At 59.1% G+C, this 20587-nt stretch carries 4 protein-coding genes and 1 tRNA gene; all 5 read left to right on the top strand.

Annotated features, from left to right (window positions below):
* The first annotated feature begins 22 nt into the window (after positions 1 to 22).
* The 5 genes from WH299_RS08690 (at position 23) to WH299_RS08670 (ending at position 20498) form a co-directional block, all read left to right on the top strand.
* Complete coding sequence (locus tag WH299_RS08690; protein ID WP_339550061.1) at positions 23 to 919, top strand: LysR family transcriptional regulator; 897 nt, start codon at positions 23 to 25, stop codon at positions 917 to 919.
* 60 nt (positions 920 to 979) lie between these two features.
* Positions 980 to 1055: transfer RNA gene (locus WH299_RS08685), tRNA-Asn, on the top strand.
* A 205-nt stretch (positions 1056 to 1260) separates the two neighbouring features.
* Positions 1261 to 2982 carry a ShlB/FhaC/HecB family hemolysin secretion/activation protein gene (locus WH299_RS08680; RefSeq protein WP_126570971.1) on the top strand — a complete coding sequence of 574 codons (1722 nt, stop codon included), beginning with the start codon at positions 1261 to 1263 and terminating at the stop codon, positions 2980 to 2982.
* A 33-nt stretch (positions 2983 to 3015) separates the two neighbouring features.
* The gene (locus WH299_RS08675; RefSeq protein ID WP_339550060.1) at positions 3016 to 19866 is read left to right on the top strand and encodes a hemagglutinin repeat-containing protein; all 16851 of its coding nucleotides are present in this window, start codon (positions 3016 to 3018) and stop codon (positions 19864 to 19866) included.
* On the top strand, positions 19866 to 20498 hold the full coding sequence (locus tag WH299_RS08670) for a hypothetical protein (protein ID WP_339550058.1): 633 nt from the start codon (positions 19866 to 19868) through the stop codon (positions 20496 to 20498). The genes WH299_RS08675 and WH299_RS08670 overlap by 1 nt, the downstream gene beginning before the upstream one ends.
* Positions 20499 to 20587 lie beyond the last annotated feature (89 nt).

The following is a 20587-nucleotide window of genomic DNA, read 5'->3' as shown; positions in this document are numbered from 1 at the left end:
GTCAGTCGCCGAAGGAATACCGATGAACCTGAGAACATTGCGTGCCTTTGTCGAAGTGGTGCGCCAGGGTGGTTTCTCCCAGGCCGCCGAGGTGGTGTGCCTGACCCAATCCACCGTGAGCAAGGCGGTCAAGACGTTGGAAGATGAACTGGGCACACCGTTGCTCAACCGCCTGGGTCACCGTAACGAACTCACCGCTGCCGGCGAAATCGCCTACCGCCGAGCCTTGGTGCTGCTTGCCGAGCGCAACGACTTGGTGGCCGAGATCAACGACCTGCGCGGTTTAAAGCGTGGCGTGCTGCGTATCGGCCTGCCGCCGGTGGGCTGCGGTGTGCTGTTTGCGACGATGTTTGCGACCTACCGCAGCCGCTACCCGGACATCGACATCGAACTCACCGAGTACGGCAGCAAAAAGCTGCGCGAATGCCTGGAAGCGGGGGAGGTCGACCTGGCGGCGCTGCTGCTGCCGGTGGATGAAGACTTCGACTACCAACCTGTGCGCAATGAGCCGCTGATGGCCGTGCTGCCCATCAGCCACCCTTTGGCCCAGCGCAAGCGCATCGACTTCACTGACCTGGCCGATTCACCGTTCATCCTCTTCGAAGCCGGCTTTGCCCTCAACGCCAAGATCCTCGCTGCCTGCGAGCGCAAAGGCGTCACCCCCAAGGTGACCGCACGCAGCGGGCAGATCGACTTCATCATCGACCTGGTCGCCGCGGGACTGGGTGTGGCCTTCGTGCCTCGCATGCTGGCGCACAAACATCAACACGCTGGCATCGCCCTGATCCCGTTGGATGAACCCCACACCGACTGGCACATCGCCCTGGCTTGGCGCTCGAGCGCCCATCTGCCACCGGCGGCTTTGGCCTGGCTGGAGTTGGCAAGGGAACACGCCGATTCAACCGGTCATCCGATTTAATCACACCGAATGAAAGGGGGCGCTTGACTTATCCTTTTTAATCAGTAACATACGGCGCATTCCGCGATAGCTCAGTTGGTAGAGCAAATGACTGTTAATCATTGGGTCCCTGGTTCGAGTCCAGGTCGTGGAGCCAGATAGCGACATAAAAAAGCCTGCAGAGATGCAGGCTTTTTTTTGCCCTGGATTTCTCCAGCGTGATCAGACGTACAACGCGGCCAGCATTCAGCCGTCTCTGTATCGATGTTGAAACAAATTCATACATTTAATTGACGCCACTATATCGCCACCCTATGATCGCCGCTCATTGATGGCTCTGTGCCATATAGAGGGATCTATTAATGTGGCGTTTGTTACGCCGGACCGGGCTCGGCCTGCTGTCCGCTTTTTTTTGCCTGAGCGCAGCCGGATTGGCTCAAGCCGCCGCCCCGCAGAACACGCCGGGCATCACCGATCTGATTCGTGACCGTCAGGACCGTTTGCTCGAAGAGCAGCAGCGTCGCCTCGAAGAGCTCAAGGACCTGCCAGGGAAAACCGTCGCGCCCACTGCGCCAACGGCCCCCGTCGACACTCGTTGCTTTCCCATCAAGACCCTCGAAGTTTCCGGTGCCGACGCGCTCTCTGAACGCGAACGCCAAGCGCTGATCCAGCCCTACATTGGCCAGTGCCTGGGCGTGCCGCAACTCAATGAGGTGCTCAAGGTCATCACTGACCGCTACTTGGCCAAAGGGCTGGTTACCAGCCGTGCCTACTTGCTTCAGCAGGACCTCTCCAGTGGCGTGCTCAAGATCCAAGTAGTCGAAGGCCGACTGGAAGGGTTGAAGGGCGCGCAGGGCAGCGGCATCACCGACCGCCAACTCGGGATGAGCTTTCCAGGTAAACAGGGTGAATTGCTTAACCTGCGCGAAATTGAGCAGATGGTCGACCAGTTGAACCGCCTGCCGTCGAATCAGGCGCAGATGGAACTGGCGCCGGGTAAAGAAGTGGGCGGCAGCGATGTACTGGTCAAAAACACCCCACAAAAGCCCTGGCGCGTTGGGCTGTCACGCCATAACGGCGGTCAGCGCAGCACCGGTGAGCAGCAATGGGGCGCCAGTCTCGATTGGGATAACCCGCTTGGCCTTGCCGACCAGCTTTCCCTGCGTGGCGGTCATGATGCCGTCAGCGACCACCAGAAAACCTCGCGTAACTCGATGCTCAATTACAACCTGCCGTTTGGCTGGTGGAACCTCAATTACAGCTACAGCGAGTCCGAATACCGCTCCCTGGCCCAGGCCAACAACTTCAACTTCAAGCAGTCGGGCGACAGCCAGAGCCACCAGTTGCGCCTGGAGCGAGTCATTCACCGTGACGCGCTGAGCAAAACCTCCCTCAGCACTGGCGTGGCTTACCTGCGTACCAATAATTTCATCGAAGACAGCAAGCTGGCCCTGAGCAGCAACCGTCTCAGCGAAGCGCAGTTCGGCATCAACCACGGTCGGCGCATTGGCGAGTCATTCCTTAACATCGACCTGGGCATGCAGGACGGCATTGGCGCCTTCGACGCCCAGGCTAATCACAACCCACGGCCGGGTCAGGCTGATGCGCGCTACCGCAAATACACCGCAACCGTGAGCTACCTGTACCCGTTCAAACTGTGGGGCGAGTCGTTGAGCTTCAGCAGCCTGATGACCGGCCAGCGCAGTGAGGACGTGCTGTTCAGCCCACAGCGCATAAGCCTGGGCGGGCAGTCATCGATTCGTGGTTATAAGGATCAGATGCTCTCCGGCGACAGCGGCGGCTATTGGCGCAACGACCTGCGTTGGAGCCGCCCGGTGACCTGGGCCTGGCTGCAACCCGTGCTGACCGAATACGGCACCAGCCTCGGCTACGACCAGGGCGTGGTCCGCCATGGTCGCTACAACGCCGAGCAGCATGGGCGCATGAGCAGCAATTCCCTGGAACTGTTTGCACGCGGCAAGAACGTCGCGGCCACGGTGACCTTTGCACACTCTTTGGAACGACCGGACCCGATCACGGAACGTGAAGCGCCGATCTATTTCCGCATGGATTTCTTCCTTTAAATTTTTACCGCCCTTTGGGCATCGAGACATGACATGGATGTTCGCCAGTTCGCCTACCTTGCGCGCCAGCCTTCTGCAGCCGTAAAAAACCGGTCCACCTTCCTGGGCTTGCCCAAGCGCGGGTTGGCGTTGGTATTGGCGAACGCCATGTTCTGGCAGCCGCTACTGGCTCAGGCGGACGGGATTGCAGTGAGCGGGCCGGGTACCACGCTCGGACAAGCGGGCAACGGCGTACCGATCGTGAATATTGCCGCGCCGAACGCGAATGGGCTGTCGCATAACCAATTCCACGACTACAACGTCGGTGCCAACGGGGTCATCCTCAACAATGCCACCGACCGCACCCAGTCCACCCAGCTCGGCGGAATTATTGTCGGCAACCCAAATTTCCATGGCAGCGCCGCCAGCGTCATTCTCAATGAGGTGAATGGCGGTAGCCCCAGCCAACTGCGTGGCTACACCGAAGTGGCGGGGCAGTCGGCCCATGTGATCGTGGCCAACCCTTACGGCATCAGCTGCAACGGCTGCGGTTTTATCAACACTCCACAAGCCACACTCACCACGGGCAAGGCGGTCATCGAAAACGGCCAGATCAGCCGTTATCAAGTGGACAAGGGAAATGTGTCCATCGAAGGCACCGGCCTGAATGCCAGCAACGTCGACCAGTTCGAAATCATCACCCGCGCCACCACCATCAATGCACAAATCCAGGCGAAAAAACTCACCATCGTCGCGGGGCGCAACGATGTGGATGCGCGCACTTTGAACGCCACGGCGCGTGCAGCGGACGGCAGCAAGGCGCCGGACCTGGCGATTGACTCGTCGGCGTTGGGCGGCATGTACGTGGGGGCGGTGAAGCTGGTCGGGACCGAAGCAGGCGTCGGCGTAAAGCTGTCCGGGGACATGGTTGCCGGTGGCGATATCCAGATTGACGCTGCGGGTAACGTGGTCATGGGCCAAACCTCCGCCGGTACGGCAGTGGCGGTCAAAGCGGCCAGCGTAGAGACCAAAGGCGCGGTGTATGCCGGTACTGACTTGTCGGTGAACACCCAAGGTGCGCTGACCAATCAGCAAACCCTGGCGGCCAAGGACAGCATCACACTGGACGCCGCTGGGCGGTTGACCAACAACGGAATTATCGAAGCCGGTGTCAATGCCGATAACAGCCGCAATGCCCAAGGCGATGTGCGCTTAAAAGCTCAAAGCATCGACAACACTGGCAAGACGGTGATCGCCAGCCGTGACTTGACCATCAACACGGGCGAGCTGGCCAATCAGGGCGGTACCCTGAGTGCCCAACGGGCAGCCCAACTGACCGCCACCCAACTCGATAACCAAAACCAAGGCCGCATTCTCAGCGCAGGCAACCTCAGAATCAACGCGGATCAACTGCTTAACAGCCAACGCGGATTGGTCACCAGCACCGGCAACCTGACGGCGGGTATCGGGCAATTGATCAACCGCAGCGGCGAGCTGTCGAGCCAGGCGCAGGTCACGCTGCAATTGGTAGCGTTGGATAACGTGGCAGGCCTGGTGTCGGCCGGGCAGTCGTTGAGCCTCAACGCATCAGGTTTGATCAATAACCAGGGCGGCCGAATTGCTGCGCGTCAGACAGTACAGATCAATAGTGGCGCCCTGGACAACAGCCAAAAAGGCTCGCTCACCAGCCAAGACTCACTGACGCTGAACCTCAACCAAGGGCACTGGGATAACCGCAACGGCCAGATCAACGCCAGCGGTCAATTGACCCTTGATAACCTCAATACGGTCGATAACCGCCAAGGGGAAATCTCCAGCACGCGGTCATTCCTCTTGGCCGCCAACCGCCTCGACAACGGCGCGGGTAAAGTGCTCAGCGACCAAGATCTGACCCTGCGTATCGCCGGCGCGATGAACAATGCGTTGGGCCTGGTTTCGGCGTCAAACCTCGACATCAACGCCGCCAACCTGAACAACCAGGGCGGCAAGCTCAGCGCACGTAATCGTCTGACGGCGAACACCGCAGGCCTGCTGGACAATCGCAGCGGCGAGCTTCTGGCTACCGACCTTGCGTCCACCACGGGTGAACTGAACAACGACCGCGGCCGCCTGCAAGGTGATCGCGCCCTGGTGCTCAACAGCGGTGTGGTGTCCAACCAGCGCGGGACATTGGCGGCAGGTGCAACCGCTACCCTCAATGCATCCCGCCTGGACAACAGCGCAGGCACGCTCACCAGCGACGGCGCGTTGGTCGCGGCGATCGCCGGGCAATTGCTCAACCAGACCGGTCTGTTTGCCGCCAAAGGTGATGCACGCCTCAACCTGGGTCGCCTTGATAACCAACAAGGCACGCTTGTCGCCCATAACCTCACTGTGCAATCGAGTGGCCCGCTGAATAACCAGCGTGGCACCTTGCGCGGTGATGGCGCATTCAACTTGAACGCCGGCCAAGTGGATAACAGTGAGGGCGGCCGCATCAGCGCGGGCCAAATGCTGAATGCTGGCGTCAGTGGTCTTGATCAGCACAACGATGGTCGTTTCTTCGGCCAGGGGGATGTGCGCCTCAATCTTAATAACGGTCATTTGAATAACCAGGGTGGCACGATCAACGCCCCTGGCCAATTACTGCTGAGCAACCTCGCCAGCGTCGATAACCAGGGCGGCGAAATTTCCAGCACCCAGGCGTTCACCCTGGCCGCGGACACCCTGAATAACCACCACGCCAAGCTCCTCAGCGAGCAGGGTTTGACCGTGCGCATCGCCCACGCACTCGATAACACGCAAGGCTTGATCTCGGCTAAAACCCTGGATGTGCGCGCCGCCAGCCTGGCTAACCAAGGCGGCACGCTCAGCGCCGGCGATGGCTTAATCGCGCAGATCGACGGAGCATTGGATAACCGCACTGGCAAGCTGTTGGCGCGCACGGTATCGGTCAACAGTACGTCGCTGGATAACCGCGAGGGCCTGCTGCAAGGCGACGCGATGCTCTCGCTCAACAGCGTGGGCCTGATCGACAACCGCCAGGGCACGCTGTTCGCCGGGCAGGCGATGGACATCACCGCGACGCGCTTGGACAACAGTGGCGGGAAGCTGACCAGCGACGGTCGCCTTACCGCGTTGATCAGCGCGCACTTGCTGAACCAGGCCGGTCTGTTCAGTGCAACCGGCCCATTGCGGGTGAGCACGGCAAGCCTGGACAACAGCGCCAAAGGCAATATCCACAGTCAGGCGGGTGTAGACCTGGACCTGAACCACGGTCACCTGAATAACCAAGGCGGTTTGATTCATGCGCCGGGTGTACTGCTACTGAGCAATTTAAGCAGTGTCGATAACCAGGGCGGGGAAATTTCCAGTGCCCAGGCCCTGGTGTTTACCGCCGGCAGCCTCGACAACCGGGGCGGCAAGTTGCTCAGCGAGCAAGGGCTTGTGGTGCGCGTTGCCAACGCGCTGGACAACACCAAAGGCTTGGTCGCTGCCACGGGGTTGGACCTGCACGCAAACAGCCTGGTTAACGCCGAAGGCAAGCTCAAAGTCCGCGATGATCTGACGCTGTCCGCCGACACGGCCCTGGACAATCGCCACGGTGAAATCATCGGTGCTACCACCACCTTGAGCAGTATGAGCCTGGATAACAGCCAGGGGTTGTTGCAAGGGGACCGGTTACTTGACGTCACCACCCGTGGTATCGCAATCAACCGTGGCGGCCGTTTTGTCAGCGGTCAGCAGGCGGACCTGGCGATGGGTCAATTCGATAACCGTGGCGGCAGCGTAACGGCAGCCGGGCCGATGCGGGTAAGCGGCACGCAACTGGATAACCGCGAGGGTGGCTTGCTCAATGCACGCCAGTCGCTGGTGATGAAGGTTGATCGCCTGAACAACCAAGGCGGCGAAGTTTCCAGCCTCTCCGACCTGTCGTTCAACGGCAAGCAGTTCGACAACAGCCTCAAAGGACGCCTTCTGGCGAACGGCGCACTGAGTCTGGAACTCGACCAACTGAACAACCAGCAAGGCACCGTGCGCAGTGACAAGCGCCTGACCCTGCAAACCGCCACACTGAACAACGACGGCGGCCGCCTCAGCAGCGGCGCGGCTTTGAATCTGACCGCCAACGGCGTTCTGAGCAACCGCAACGGCGAACTGCTTAGCGCGATGGCGTTGACCGTGAGCAGCGCCAGTATCGACAACGGCGGCGGCAAAATGATCGGCGACGGCGCTGTGCGCATCACGACCGGTGCATTGAATAACCAAAGCGGCGGGCGCCTGACCAGTGCCGATCGCCTGGATCTGACGGCAGGGCAGGTGGATAACCGTTTTGACGGCCATATCGCCAGTAACAAGGCACTGACCGCCAGCCTCACCGGCCTGGATCAGCGCAACGGTGGCCAGCTCTACAGCACCAGCGATTTAAGCCTGGACATGAACCTCGGCGCTCTCAATAACGCCGGTGGCCTGATCCACGCGCCGGGGCAATTGCTGTTGAAAAACCTCGCCTCCGTCGCCAACCAGCACGGCGAGATTTCCAGCGAACGTAGCTTCGTCCTGGCCGCGCAACGTCTGGATAACAGCGACGGCCATGTGCTCAGCGATCAGGCGCTGACCCTCAAAGTCGACCAAGCGCTGATCAACCTCAAGGGCGTCATTGCTGCGGCAGGCCTGACTGCTCAAGCAGAACGACTGGATAACACCAGCGGCGTATTCAGCAGTTCCAAAGACCTCGCGTTAACGTTGGGGGCCGACCTGCTTAACGACAACGGCGAAGTTTCCAGCAGCGGCGCCACAGTGGTCAACGCGATGACCCTGAACAACCGCAACGACGGTCATGTGATGGGCGACATCAGCCTCGACCTGACCACCACCGGCGCGCTGTCCAACCAAGGCGGCACCTTGGGCGCCGGCCAGCGTTTGAACGTGACCGCGGCCAGCCTGGATAACAGCCAGTCCGGCAGCCTGGCGACCGATGGCAGCCTGACGGTGAAGGTCGACGGCCTGCTTGATAACCAAGCCAAAGGCGCTGTGCTCGCCAAAGGCGTGATGGACATCCAGGCGGGGAGTGTGGACAACCGCACCGGTCGCCTGTCCGGACAGAACCTGCTGACGCTACGCAGCAATAGCTTGGACAACCGTGGCGGCGCGGTGCGCGCCAATCAGGGCCTGAACCTGCGCGTCGGCCAACTCGACAACCGCGAAGGCGTGCTTAACAGCAAGCAGGCGCTGGCACTTGCCGGCCAGTCTTTGAACAACCAGAACGGCCTGACCAGCGCGATGGGCCCGGTACGCCTGACCCTCGATACCGTCGAAAACGCCAAGGGGCGCATCGCCAGCCAGGATGATCTGGACGCCACGGTTGGTGTGCTGAATCAGCAGGGCGGTCAGTGGGTCGCCCAGGGCAATCTGAGCCTCAACGCTGACACGTTGGATAACCAAAGCGGCGGCCTGCTCGCCGCGACAAAAGTGCTGAAACTCAAGGTCGGCAGCACCGACAACCGCAGCGGGGAAATCTCCAGCCAGCAGAACATCGAGTTCAGCGGCACGCGTCTGAATAACAGCGGCGGCAAGTTGTTGGCCGGTACTGGGCTGGAATTGGCGATGGCCGAGGTGATCAATCAGGCCAAAGGTTTGATCTTTGCCCAGGACGCTCGGCTTACCGGCACTGCTGTAGATAACACCGATGGCACTGTTGGTGCTCAGCGTGCTTTGGCACTTCAACTGAAGGCAGGCCTGGACAACACAGGCGGCAAGCTCACCAGCGAAGGCTCGATGGAGCTGGCAGGCCAGCGCATCGACAACACCCGCGGCAAGATTTCCAGCGCAGGACCGCTGACCCTTGCGAGCGCAGCGGCGCTAATCAACCAAGGTGGCACCGTCGAAAGCGGCCAAAACCTCACAGTGACCAGTACCAGCCTGGAGAACACTAACGGCCTGCTCAAAAGCCAAGGTCTGGCAACGGTCAACACCGGACTGTTCACCAACGGCATCGACGGCCGCGTGATCAGCGCCGACAAGCTCGACCTCAGCGCCACCCAGCTCAACAACAGCGGGCATATCGGCAGCGTCGGCGCCATGAATGCCAGCCTCACCGGCCTGACGCAATGGGGCGGCGCCGAACTGGTCAGCACCACGCAACTCAACCTTGACCTGCACAACGGTGAACTGGTCAACGCAGGGGTGATCAACGCACCACTGCTGACACTCGACAACCTCGCCACTATCAACAACCAGCACGGCGAAATCTCCAGCCAAAACGCCTTCACCTTGGTCGCAAAAAACCTGGATAACAGCAACGGCAAACTGATCAGCAACCAGGCACTGACCCTGCGCGTCGACCAACTGCTGGCCAACCTCAAAGGCCATATCAACGCCGCCAGCCTCGATGCCCGCAGCACTCGCCTGGACAACACCGAAGGCCTGCTCAGTGGGCGTGGCGATGTCACCCTCAGCGCCAGCGAATTGATCGATAACCAACGCGGCAGCGTGATCGCCGACGGTGCCTTGTTGCTGACCAGCGCAGCGCTGGACAACCGCAATGGCGAGATTGCGGGCAAGGCGCTTGCGACGATCAACGCCAGCAAACTCGACAACCAGAACGGCAAACTGATCAGCACCGACGCCCTCAACCTGAGCGGCGCAAATCTCGATAACCGCAACGGTCTGGTAGGCGCCACAAAAGCGCTGAAACTCGACGTGGCGACTGTCGACAACCGCACCGGTGAACTGACCAGCAACGCCGACGTCAGCGTCATCGGCCAACAACTCAACAACAGCGACAAGGGCATGGTGTTCGCAGGCGGTACGTTGAACCTCGCCGTTGATCAACTCATCAACCGCACCCTCGGCGAACTCAACGGCCAACGCTTGATCCTGACCGGCACATCGCTGGATAACAACGGCGGCAAGCTGCTCAGCCAAGAGTCGCTGAAGCTGGACCTCGCAGGCGGCTTCGATAACAGCCAGGGCGTGCTTGGCAGCGAAGATGCATTGGCCGTCAAAGCCCGCAGCCTGAACAACAGCAAGGGCAGCCTGTCCAGCGCCAATGGTTTGAGCGTCGCCGTCACCGACAGCCTTAACAACAGCGAAGGCAAATTGGTCACCGACGGCGGCCTGACACTGCAAAGCGCCAATCTTGGCAACAGGCAAGGCATCATCAGCGGCAAAGGCCCTGTCGCCATCACCACGGGCGAGCTGAACAACCAAACCGGCCGTCTCAACAGCGGCGACACCCTGGCCCTGACCACCGCACAGTTGAACAATGGCGGCAGCATCGGCAGCGCGAAGGCGCTGACCGCCAGCGTCACGGGTTTGGATCAGCAGGGCGGCAAGCTGTTCAGCAACGCGGGTTTGAGTCTGGACTTGAACAACGGCCAACTGAACAACAGAGGCGGATTGATCAACGCTATTGGCCCGCTGGCGCTCAACAACCTCAACAGTGTCAATAATCAGGACGGTGAAATCTCCAGCGCCCAAGCCTTCACCTTGGCCGCGCAAAGTCTGGATAACAGCAACGGCAAGCTGCTGAGTAACCAGGCCCTGACCCTGCGCGTCAATCAAGCCCTGGCGAACTTGAAAGGCCTGATCGGCGCCGCCAGCCTCGACGCTCACGCAGGCTCCGTCGACAACCGTGGCGGCACGCTCAATAGCCGCAGCGACTTGCAACTGACCAGCGATGGCCTGCTGAACAACCAGGACCAAGGCTTGATCAGTGCCAAGCAATCCCTGAACCTCAACGCTGCCAGCCTCCACACGGGCAACGGCGGTGAGGTCTCGGCCAAAGGCGTGTTGACCGCAAACCTCAACGCTTTGGCGCTGGCGGGCGGTCGCGTTGTGGGCGAGCAGGGGATGACCCTGGACCTCAACAACAGCGACTTGGACAACCGCAACGGCCTGCTGCTGACTAACGGCCCGCTGACCCTGAAAAACCTGCGTGACCTGAATAACCAAGGCGGCGAAATCTCCAGCCAGCAAAGCTTCGCCCTGACGGCGCGCAACCTGGACAACAGCGCCGGCAAGCTGATCAGCAGCCAAGTGCTGACCGTCAACGCGTCCACGATGAACAACACCGCAAGAGGCCTGCTGTCCGGCTGGCAAGGTCTGAACGTCAGGGGTGACAACCTCGACAACCGTGACAACGGCACGCTCTCCAGCCGTAGCGGTGCAATTGATGTGCGCCTGAGCGGCGCGTTGCAGAACAACAACGAAGGCGCGCTGGTTAGCCAAGGCCGTTTGGGCGTCAGTGCCGCCAGCCTGGATAACAGTGGCAAAGGCGTACTGTCCAGTGGCGACGGGCAAACGCTCACCGTGGCCGGTGCGTTGACCAACGTCGATGGCGGTTTGATCGAAAGCGGCACCACGCTGGATCTGCAGGCGGCAACGCTGACCAACCAAAGCACGATCAACGCCCAACAAGCGATGACCGTCACCGGCACCGACCTGAACAACAACGGCGGCACATTGGCCACCAACGGCCGCCTGACCCTCAACCTGCTCGGCACCCTCAACAACAGCGGCGGCAGCATTGCCAGTTCCGGCCCATTGCTGCTGCAACGGGCGATGCAGGTCAACAACGACGCCAAGGGCAAAATCATCAGCCAAAGTCTGTTGACGCTGTTCAGCGGTGGCCTGAACAACAGTGGCAGCGGCACCCTCGCTGGTAAAGACCGCGTAGCGATCACCAGCACCGGTATCGTGCAGAACAACAGCGACGGTCTGATCTACAGTCAGGACGCCGATGTGCAGTTGACCGCGGTGGGATTGAACAACGCCAAAGGCAAGGTGCAGGGCCAGACCGGCCTGGGCCTGAACATCAGCGGCGACCTCAATAACCAAGGCGGCACGCTCCAGGCCCATAGCCTTGACCTGAATGCCAACCGCCTCGACAACCAGAGCGGCTTCATCGCTGCGCAGACCGGCGATGCAGTGGTCAACGCCAACTACTTCGCCAATGCCAATGGCGGGGTGTATGCCAACGGCTTGATGCGAGTCAGTGGTGTGCAACTGGACAACAGCGCCGGGCAGATTGCAGGTCGTGCGGTTGAGCTGAGCGCCAGTGGCGCGCTGATCAACCGCAGCGGCGTGATTGAAAGCGACAATACCCTGAGCGTGACGGGCGGCAGCGTCGACAACCAAGGCGGGCAACTGCGCGCGCTGGGCCGCAGCGGCAAAACCAACTTCCAGCTCGGCGGTGCATTCGATAACCGTAATGGTCGACTGGAAACCTCCAACGCTGACCTGACCCTGAATGCCGGTGGCTTCCTGAACCAAGGCGGTAGCCTGCTGCACGGCGGCACCGGCACTTTTGATATCGCCACCGCCAACCTGATCAATGCAGGCGGCAACCTGGTGACCCGTGGCGGCCTGACCCTGGCAGCAGACAGCTGGACCAACAGCAGCGTGATCCAGGCCGGGCGCCTGACGGTCAACGTCAATACCCTGAACCAGACCGCCAGCGGACAGTTACTCGCTTCCGACAGCCTGACGGGCAACGGCGGCAACTGGAACAACGATGGCCTGATCGCCAGTGACGGCACGGCCAATCTGACGCTGGCCGGCAGCTACGGCGGTAACGGGCGCTATAGCAGCCTGGGCAACCTGGGTCTGAGCGCCGCGCAGATAACCGTGAATGAAACTGCCAGCGTGGCAGGCGGTGGCGCTTCCCAACTGACCACCGGGAGCCAACTGCTCAACCGTGGGCGTTTGACCTCCAGCGGCGATCTGCGCATCAACGCCGGCAGTATTGTTAACACCGGCACGTTGGGGGCTTCACAGAACCTGGTGCTGACGGCCCAGAGCCTGCTCAACGATCATGCTGCAAGCGGTATCGGCGCACGCGGATTCCTGTTCAGCGGCCAGGATTCGACCTTCAACCTGGGCAGCCTGACCAACAACTATTCGGACATCTACAGCCTGGGCAACCTCACGGTAGCGGGTGTAGCCGGTGGAACCCTGGCGCAGAGCGTGCACAACGTTTCGGCCAGCATCGAGAGCATGGGCGACCTCAGAATCGCGGCCAATGACGTGGTCAACGAGCGCGAGAAATTCAAGCTCAACCAGCAACTGACGTCCGTGGGCGTGGGCATTCGGTGCACCCAGCATTGCAGCGGCGGTTGGAGTGACCGACGCCCTGCGGTGACCTTGAGCCGTACCGTGTCGAGTGTGCTTGAAATCGACTCGCCTTCGGCCACCCTTAGCGCCGGGCGCAACATGGTGGTAACCGGGCAGAACTTCACCAACCGCTACAGCGTGGTGTCGGCCGCCAATGACCTATCGATTACTGGCGAAAACATCCTCAACCAGGCAGCTACCGGTGGTTCCGGTTCCCAGAGCCAGGAATACAGCGGCATTACCAAAATCTCCAAAGGCCAGTACAACCAGATGGTCGCGGCGGTGCAGTCCTATAACCGCGCGCACCCGCAGGGCTCGCCAGTAGATGAGGCGGCGTTTGCGGCCTTGATGGCGCGCTTTAGTCCGTCGCTGTTTCCCGGCATCAACCAACCCATCGCCGTACAAGGCGGCACCCAAGTGGTGGCCCCGGCGATTATTCAGGCCGGTGGCAACGCTGCGCTCACCGCCAGTAAAAGCATCAACAACATCAACGTGATCAAGACCGCGCTGGCGGTGGGTGGGCGTTCGCTGGACACCGGCGTAGGCGCCAATAAAACCCAGGTGGTGGTGCTCAATGCACAGTTGCCACCCGACCTTGCCCAACAGCAGGTCAACCCCCTGACCCTGCCAGGCTTCGGTTTGCCCAGCGGGCAGAACGGGTTGTTTCGTTTAAGTGGCCAAAGCGGCACGACGGGGCAGACGGGCACTGTTAATCAGAATTGGACGCTGGGCAGCGCCAGTCTTGATCCGAGCCAGCGCCAGCAAGCGCTGCCATCCACCCATGGACGCGTGATTCAAGTCGGCGAGGCGGCGCAAGTCGCCACCAGCACGCGGCAGGTCGCCGTGGCTGCCCGTGAAGCGGGTTTGCTTAATGCGGTCGCCAGTGCCATCGATACCGGCGGTGTAGGCAGCGCCGATGTGCAAACCCGGCTACCGGGACGCACCAACGGTGCCGACATCACCCGCGTTGACGGCATTGACCCGCGCAATCCCGCGGGTGTTTCCCAGCCTGCGGTCGATGGTTCGCGGCCGGGCATCGACCTGCCTGCCGTCACGCCAGGCGATAGGGTTGTGCATACGTCGCCAGACGGGACGCTCCCTGATCTGAGTGTGCCGGGCCTGTCGACCATTGCGCGCAGTACCGACGTTGCGGCGATCGCTGCGCCGGAGACCCAACTGCCGGGCCTTACCCCGGCTGCCCAGGACGTACTCGCTGGCGGTCACGTACAACCACCAGCCGTCAGCCAGCCCACGGCATTGGCCGGCCAAACCATCAGCCGCGTCCAGGGCCTGCCGGACAGTCGTGCCGTCTCGCAGCCGCACAAGTACCTGATCGAAACCAACCCGGTACTCACCGACCTCAAGCAATTCATGAGCTCGGACTACCTGCTGCAAGGCCTGGGCTACAACCCAGACGAAAGCTGGAAGCGCCTGGGCGATGGCCTGTACGAACAACGTTTGGTTCAGCAGGCCGTGCAAGCGCGCACCGGCCAACGCTTTATCGACGGCCAGACCACCGACGAAAAGCTGTTCAAGTACTTGATGGACAACGCCATCAGCAGCAAGCAGCAACTGAACCTGTCGATGGGCGTCAGCCTCACCTCGCAACAGGTCGCGGCCCTGACGCATGACATCGTGTGGCTGGAAGAGCACGAAGTGAACGGTGAAAAAGTCCTGGTGCCGGTGCTGTACCTGGCCCAGGCCAATAACCGTCTTGCCCCCACCGGAGCCTTGATCGCCGGTAACGACCTGAACCTGATCGCCGGTGAAAACCTGGTCAACGCCGGCACCTTGCGCGCCACCAACAACCTGTCGGCCAAGGCCGCCAATGATGTGACCAACAGCGGGCTGATCGAAGCAGGCAACCGCCTGGACCTGTTGGCGGGCAACAACATCGTCAACAAAGCCGGAGGCATCATCAAAGGGCGCGATGTGACGCTGACCGCCATTAATGGCGATGTGATCAACGAGCGCAGCGTGACCAGTTGGGATGACAAAGGGGCGGGGTATTCGCAGCATCGCGATTATGTGGATAGCGCTGCGCGGGTTGAGGCGGCGAATGATCTGAGTATCAAGGCGGGGCGAGACGTCTCAAACCAGGGCGCAGTGTTGCAGAGCGGGCGCGACACCACTATCCAGGCCGGGCGCGACCTAAGCTTTGGATCGGCCGAGCAGGTCACCGGCTACACCGGAGGTCGCATCAGCAACAGTACGGTGACCCAGCACGGTTCTTCTGTGACTGTGGGTCGCGACCTTAAGGCGGTGGCTGGTCGGGATTTGACGGCCATTGCCAGCCAGATTGAGGCCAAGCGTGATGTGGCTATGTCGGCTACTGGGGATCTAAGCCTGATTTCTGCGGCGGATGAGCAACACTCAGCGTACAACTCGAAGAAGCTCAAGACTCGGGAAGACCATGTCAGTCAGGTGTCGACGACGGTAAAAGCCGGAAGGGATGTGTCGTTGAGTGCTGGGCAGGACTTGGCCGTTACGGCTAGTCGGGTTTCTGCGGGGGACGAAGCGTATCTGTTTGCCGGTAATGACTTGAGTCTCAACACTGCCGAGGACAGCGATTACTCCTATTACTCCAAAACCAAAAAAGGGTCGTGGGGTAAAAAGAGTACAAAAATGAGTGAGAGTGAAAGCGATGTTGCTATCAGCTCATCCATTGATGCGGGCAAGAAGGTTGTTGTTTCGGCAGCTCAGGATATCAATCTTGAGGGGGCGAAAATCAACAGTGGCGGCGAACTGTTGGCTTCCGCTGGGCACGACATCAATCTTGAGGCTGCGCAAAACTATTCCAGCCAAGCCAGCGCTTCCTCCAAGAAAGGGATGTTTTCGAGTAAGTCTCGTAGCCAGTCGAGTAGTCAAACAACGCTCAACAGTACTGAGCTGGTTGCCGAGTCAATCAAACTACAAGCGGATAACGATATTTCCCTAGAGGCAGCGGCTTTGCGGGCAGAGGGCGCCATAAAGCTCAACGCTGGCAATGACGTTGAAATCGGCACGGCGCAGGTGCAGCAAACCTCTAGCCAATCAAAGCAGTCCAGCAAAGTCGGGCTGTCGCTGACTGTTGGTATGTCGGCGACTCAGAAAGGCCAGCAGGCCCAGCAAAGTGCCTCGCAAAGTATCGGCAGTGACATCAGCGCTGATAGCTTGCAGATCACCAGCGGTCGCGATACCACCGTGCGCGGAAGTACGTTGGTCACGGACCGCGATCTGCGGATCGACACGGGGCGCAATCTTGAAGTGGTCAGTGCTGAAAACAGTGAAAGCGCCAGCTCCAAGGCCAATAGCAAAAAGGTCGGAGAGGTAGGTTCCTGGTGGCAAAGTGCGACGGGTGTCGTCAAGACCAAGAAAACCGAGCAGAGCGACACCACGCGTCAAACGGGTAGCCAGATCGCCTCGCTGGGGGGTGACGTCGGCCTGTCAGCGGGCGAGCAATACACCCAAATTGCCAGCCAGGTTGTTGCGCCTAAAGGCGATATCGATATCAAAGCCAAGCATGTGGACATCGTGGCCGGCTTTGACACCCTCAAAGCCAGCAATACGGCGAGTACCAGTCGCACGGCAATTGGCGGAACGGTCAGCGTCCCAATGGTTGACGCGTTGCGAAGCCTCCAAGGAACAGTTGAGTCGGCCCAACAAACCAGCGACGGCCGCATGCTTGCGCTGTCTGCCGTGAATGCCGCCATGAGTGCCAATGCGGCCATCGAAGGTGGCCAGGCGTTGATGAACCAAAACCTCACTGGGGTGAAGATCAGCGTCAACTTGAGCGACAGCCGCAGCCACAGTGCGAGTGAGCAAAGTGGTCGCAATGTGGTCGGCAGCAGCGTGGTTGCAGGGGGGGACGTCAACATCACTGCCAAGGGAGCTGGCGCTGATAGCAATCTAAATGTGGTGGGCAGTCGGATTGACGCAGGAGGCGACGCCAACCTTAAGGCTGACGGCAAAATCAATCTGCTCGCTGCACAAAATACGGCACATCAGGAGAGCACCAATAACAACAGCGGTTGGAGTGCTGGAATTGGTTTCAGTTTTGGTGGGCAGCAAAACGGGTTCACATTGGACCTGGCGGCCAACAAAGGCCGGGGTATGTCCGATGGTGATGACGTCACTCAGACCAACACGTCCGTTAAGGCTGGACAGACGGTGCGCCTTGACAGCGCTGGGGATACCAACCTCAAGGGAGCGGTCGTTACTGGTCAGCAGGTTCAGGCCAAAGTGGGCGGCGATCTCAATATCGAGAGCCTGCAAGACACCAGCACCTATCGCTCGGAACAACTGAGTGCAAACGTCGGGGTCAGCATTTGCATACCGCCGTTCTGCATGGGCATGAGCAGTGTCAGTGGTGGCATTGGCCAGCAAAAAATGCACAGCGACTATGCCAGTGTCAGTGACCAATCGGGCATCAAGGCGCGCGACGGTGGCTTCCAGGTTGAGGTTAAGGGTAATACCGACCTCAAGGGCGCAATTATCGCCAGCACTGATAAGGCAGTCGCTGATGGTAAGAACACGCTCACAACGGGCACGTTAACCACTTCGGACATCAAGAATAAAGCCGATTACGACGCTACCAGTATCAATCTGAGCGTTGGCTACAGTGCTGGCGGGAAGGTTGGCAGGGATGCAAATGGCAACGTTGATGCCACCAAGACCGGTACGCCAGTGGCTGATAAAGGCGGATTTGGCGTCAACGCGCCTGTTGCGCTGTATGCCGGTGACAGCTCCAGCAGTAAAACCTTAAGCGGTATCAGCGGCGCAGCAGTGACGGTGACTGACAGCGCCAAGCAGCAGGCGTTGACCGGCCAGACGGCCGAGCAAGCTGTGGCTGCAATCAATACTGATGTGTCCAGTGATCGAGATGGCAGCAACAAGCTAAAGCCAATTTTCGACGCGAAGGAGATTCAGGTCGGTTTCGAGATTACCGGCAAGTTTGTTCAGAACGTAGCTGCGTATCTGGAGACCCGCGCCCGCGAGGCGGATACGCTGCGTAGCGACGCTGAAAAGGAATACGCCAAATCCCGCGACCCTGAAGTCGACCCTAACGTACAAGCGGTTCATCGACAGAAATACCTGGACCTGAATAAACAAGCCAATGCCATTGCTGCTGATTGGGGAGCAGGCGGCACCTACCGACAAATCGCCACCGCATTGGTCGCGGGCGCAAGCGGTAACGTAACCGGTGGTGGTGCGCAGTTTGCGCAGAATATGGTCGTTAACTACGTCCAGCAGCAGGGCTCGGACTACATCGGCAAACTGGTCATCAAGGGGATGAAAGAAGGCAGCCCTGAGCATGCCAGCTTGCATGCCATTCTCGGCTGTGCCGGTGCTGCTGCCAGCAGCCAGAGTTGCTCAGCGGGTGCGCTGGGTGGTTCGGCCAGTAGTTTGCTCGCAGGCCTTTTTAACGAAACCAGCCCTAATGAAACGAGCGAGGAGCGAGAGGCCAAGCGCAACATCATCGCGTCGATGGTGACCGGCATTGCTGCAATGAGCAACCCGAACGGCGCGGCGACGGCTACCAACGCCGCGGTTGCGAACGTCGACAACAATTGGCTGGCGACCCAGCAAATAGTCCAAATGATCAAGGAGGTCGCAGAGGCCAAAACCTTCGATGACAAAATGAAGGTGACGGGCAAATGGTTATCCATTTCGGGTAATCAAGATCTGGCCACAGCCAGCGCACTCTTCAACAGTTTCAAAGACAGCATGGCAGGCGCGGGTGTAGACGCGCTAAACAGCGCCGTGGGAGTGCTACGCGATCCAATAGCAAGCATTGACGCTATGAACGAGTTCATATTGTCAGTGGAGGGGGAGAAACTTTTCGGAGCGGCAGCCGCTGGCTTCAAATCGCAAATTACACAGCTTCGCGATGCACTGGTTGTTGGCGGTGATGACAACGCCGAGAAGCTGGGTAAGCAACTTGGTGAGGCGGTGGCCTTGTATGCACAAGTCGTCGCTACCGGCGGTTCAGGGGGGGCGGCTCAGGGGGCGTCAACGCTTTCTAAAGCAGGTGTCGACGTCTCTATCAATGGTTTCAAAGAGATTGCCGCCACCACCAAAGCTGCGGGTGGTGTTGAGGGTAAGCTGGCGAAGTTTGAACGTGTCGTGCCAGAGCCCGATGCGCCACGTCCGATCGAAGTGCCAAATCACGTGCCGGTGGGTGGACCCCAATACGTTAAAAGCGCCACGATTCAGGCCAATACGACCGTCGAACTCAGTGAGAGCGTAACGCTGCAGAGTGGGAAGGTGATTCCCAAGGGCAGTATTGTCACGGTCAGTGACGATACGATGAAGGTTGTGTACGCTGATGGAACGAGTGAGCTTGCTTCTTATTCTAAGGTTAGTACGGCACCATTGGGCTTACCTAATGCCAGTCAAATTGAAAAGGCGGCCACTCAAGCTCGACAAGATTTATTAGATGAAATTAACAAGATATCTTCAAAAACACAGGCAAGTAAACAAGCAACGATGGTGGGTGCATATGACCCTGTCACGGGCAAGACGGCGATAGGAAGTAGCAATGGCGCCATAGCGGCCGATATGTTGCATCCGAACACAGTAAAATATATTGAGGATAAGTTGGGTGTGAAGATCGGAGAGTTTACCGACTTTTGCAAAAACAAGGCGGGTGCCTGTGCAGAAGTATCGGCTGCGGATTCTCTTGTCAGGCAAGGAGTTGATCCCTCGGGGATAAAGTTTACTGACGCGGTCCGTCCACGTGATGTGTGGGGAAAGGACCGTATTCCTGACGCAGCGATAATTCCGACCTGTACAAACTGCAGCGTAACCTGGCCACGAGGAGATCTCTAATGAGTTTATTGAATGCAGAGTGGCGGCCTGGGTTTGGAACGATAGTCACGTGGTTCGCAATAGATAAGGCGGGTAAGATCGCAGTGATGGTAAATAACTGCTACGGAGAATTGCCAAGGATATTGTTGAGCACAGAAAATGTGGAAGCTTTACTTGATAAGATGTCTGAGTTTATGTGGGACGAGTCTTCTGAGTTTTTGAGCGATACGTCGAATAAACAGGGAGAACTCAAGGTCGACTTGTATTCTGCTTGGCGGTATGGGCACCTCCAATCAAAAGACAGTGTGGTTGAGCACCTTGAGTTTGATTTGGCAGAGTCAGCGTCTTACGCTGAGGCTAATCTGTCCGTCAATAAAGGCTTTTTTGTATATCATGGTGTTGAAGGCGATAACGAAGGCGCGGACTATCCAGTTGGCTATAGTGGGAAGTCTGGGATGGGGGATTATTTCAGGTATCTAGTGCCTACTAAATTTGCTAATGTCAATGATATTCCAGAAGCTTTGCATTGTGTGCTAGTGAAGTCTGATAGTTTTGATTTTGCAAACGATCAGTTGCTCAGGAACGATGAGGTAGAACGTCATTTTTATCAAATGTTTTCTAGTTGGACAAACGAAAAAAGGGGGCAGATTTGAATGGCACTTACTTAACCTTCTTCGGGTGCCCGTTTTTCCTGACTTCGTCCCTTGCTGAGTGGCGTGTTTTCATCAGCATGGGGTAAGGT

Origin of the sequence: Pseudomonas sp. MYb541, from assembly GCF_037479595.1 — a bacterium.
GTDB classification, from domain to species: domain Bacteria; phylum Pseudomonadota; class Gammaproteobacteria; order Pseudomonadales; family Pseudomonadaceae; genus Aquipseudomonas; species Aquipseudomonas canadensis.
The sequence above is the reverse complement of the archived record's forward strand: the minus strand, read 5'-3'. Positions and strand labels throughout refer to the sequence as shown.

Excerpts from the sequence above, each read along its gene's own strand:
- WH299_RS08690 (WP_339550061.1), top strand. The coding sequence starts at position 23 with ATGAACCTGAGAACATTGCGTGCCTTTGTCGAAGTGGTGCGCCAGGGT.
- WH299_RS08680 (WP_126570971.1), top strand. The coding sequence starts at position 1,261 with ATGTGGCGTTTGTTACGCCGGACCGGGCTCGGCCTGCTGTCCGCTTTT.
- WH299_RS08675 (WP_339550060.1), top strand. The coding sequence starts at position 3,016 with ATGGATGTTCGCCAGTTCGCCTACCTTGCGCGCCAGCCTTCTGCAGCC.
- WH299_RS08670 (WP_339550058.1), top strand. The coding sequence starts at position 19,866 with ATGAGTTTATTGAATGCAGAGTGGCGGCCTGGGTTTGGAACGATAGTC.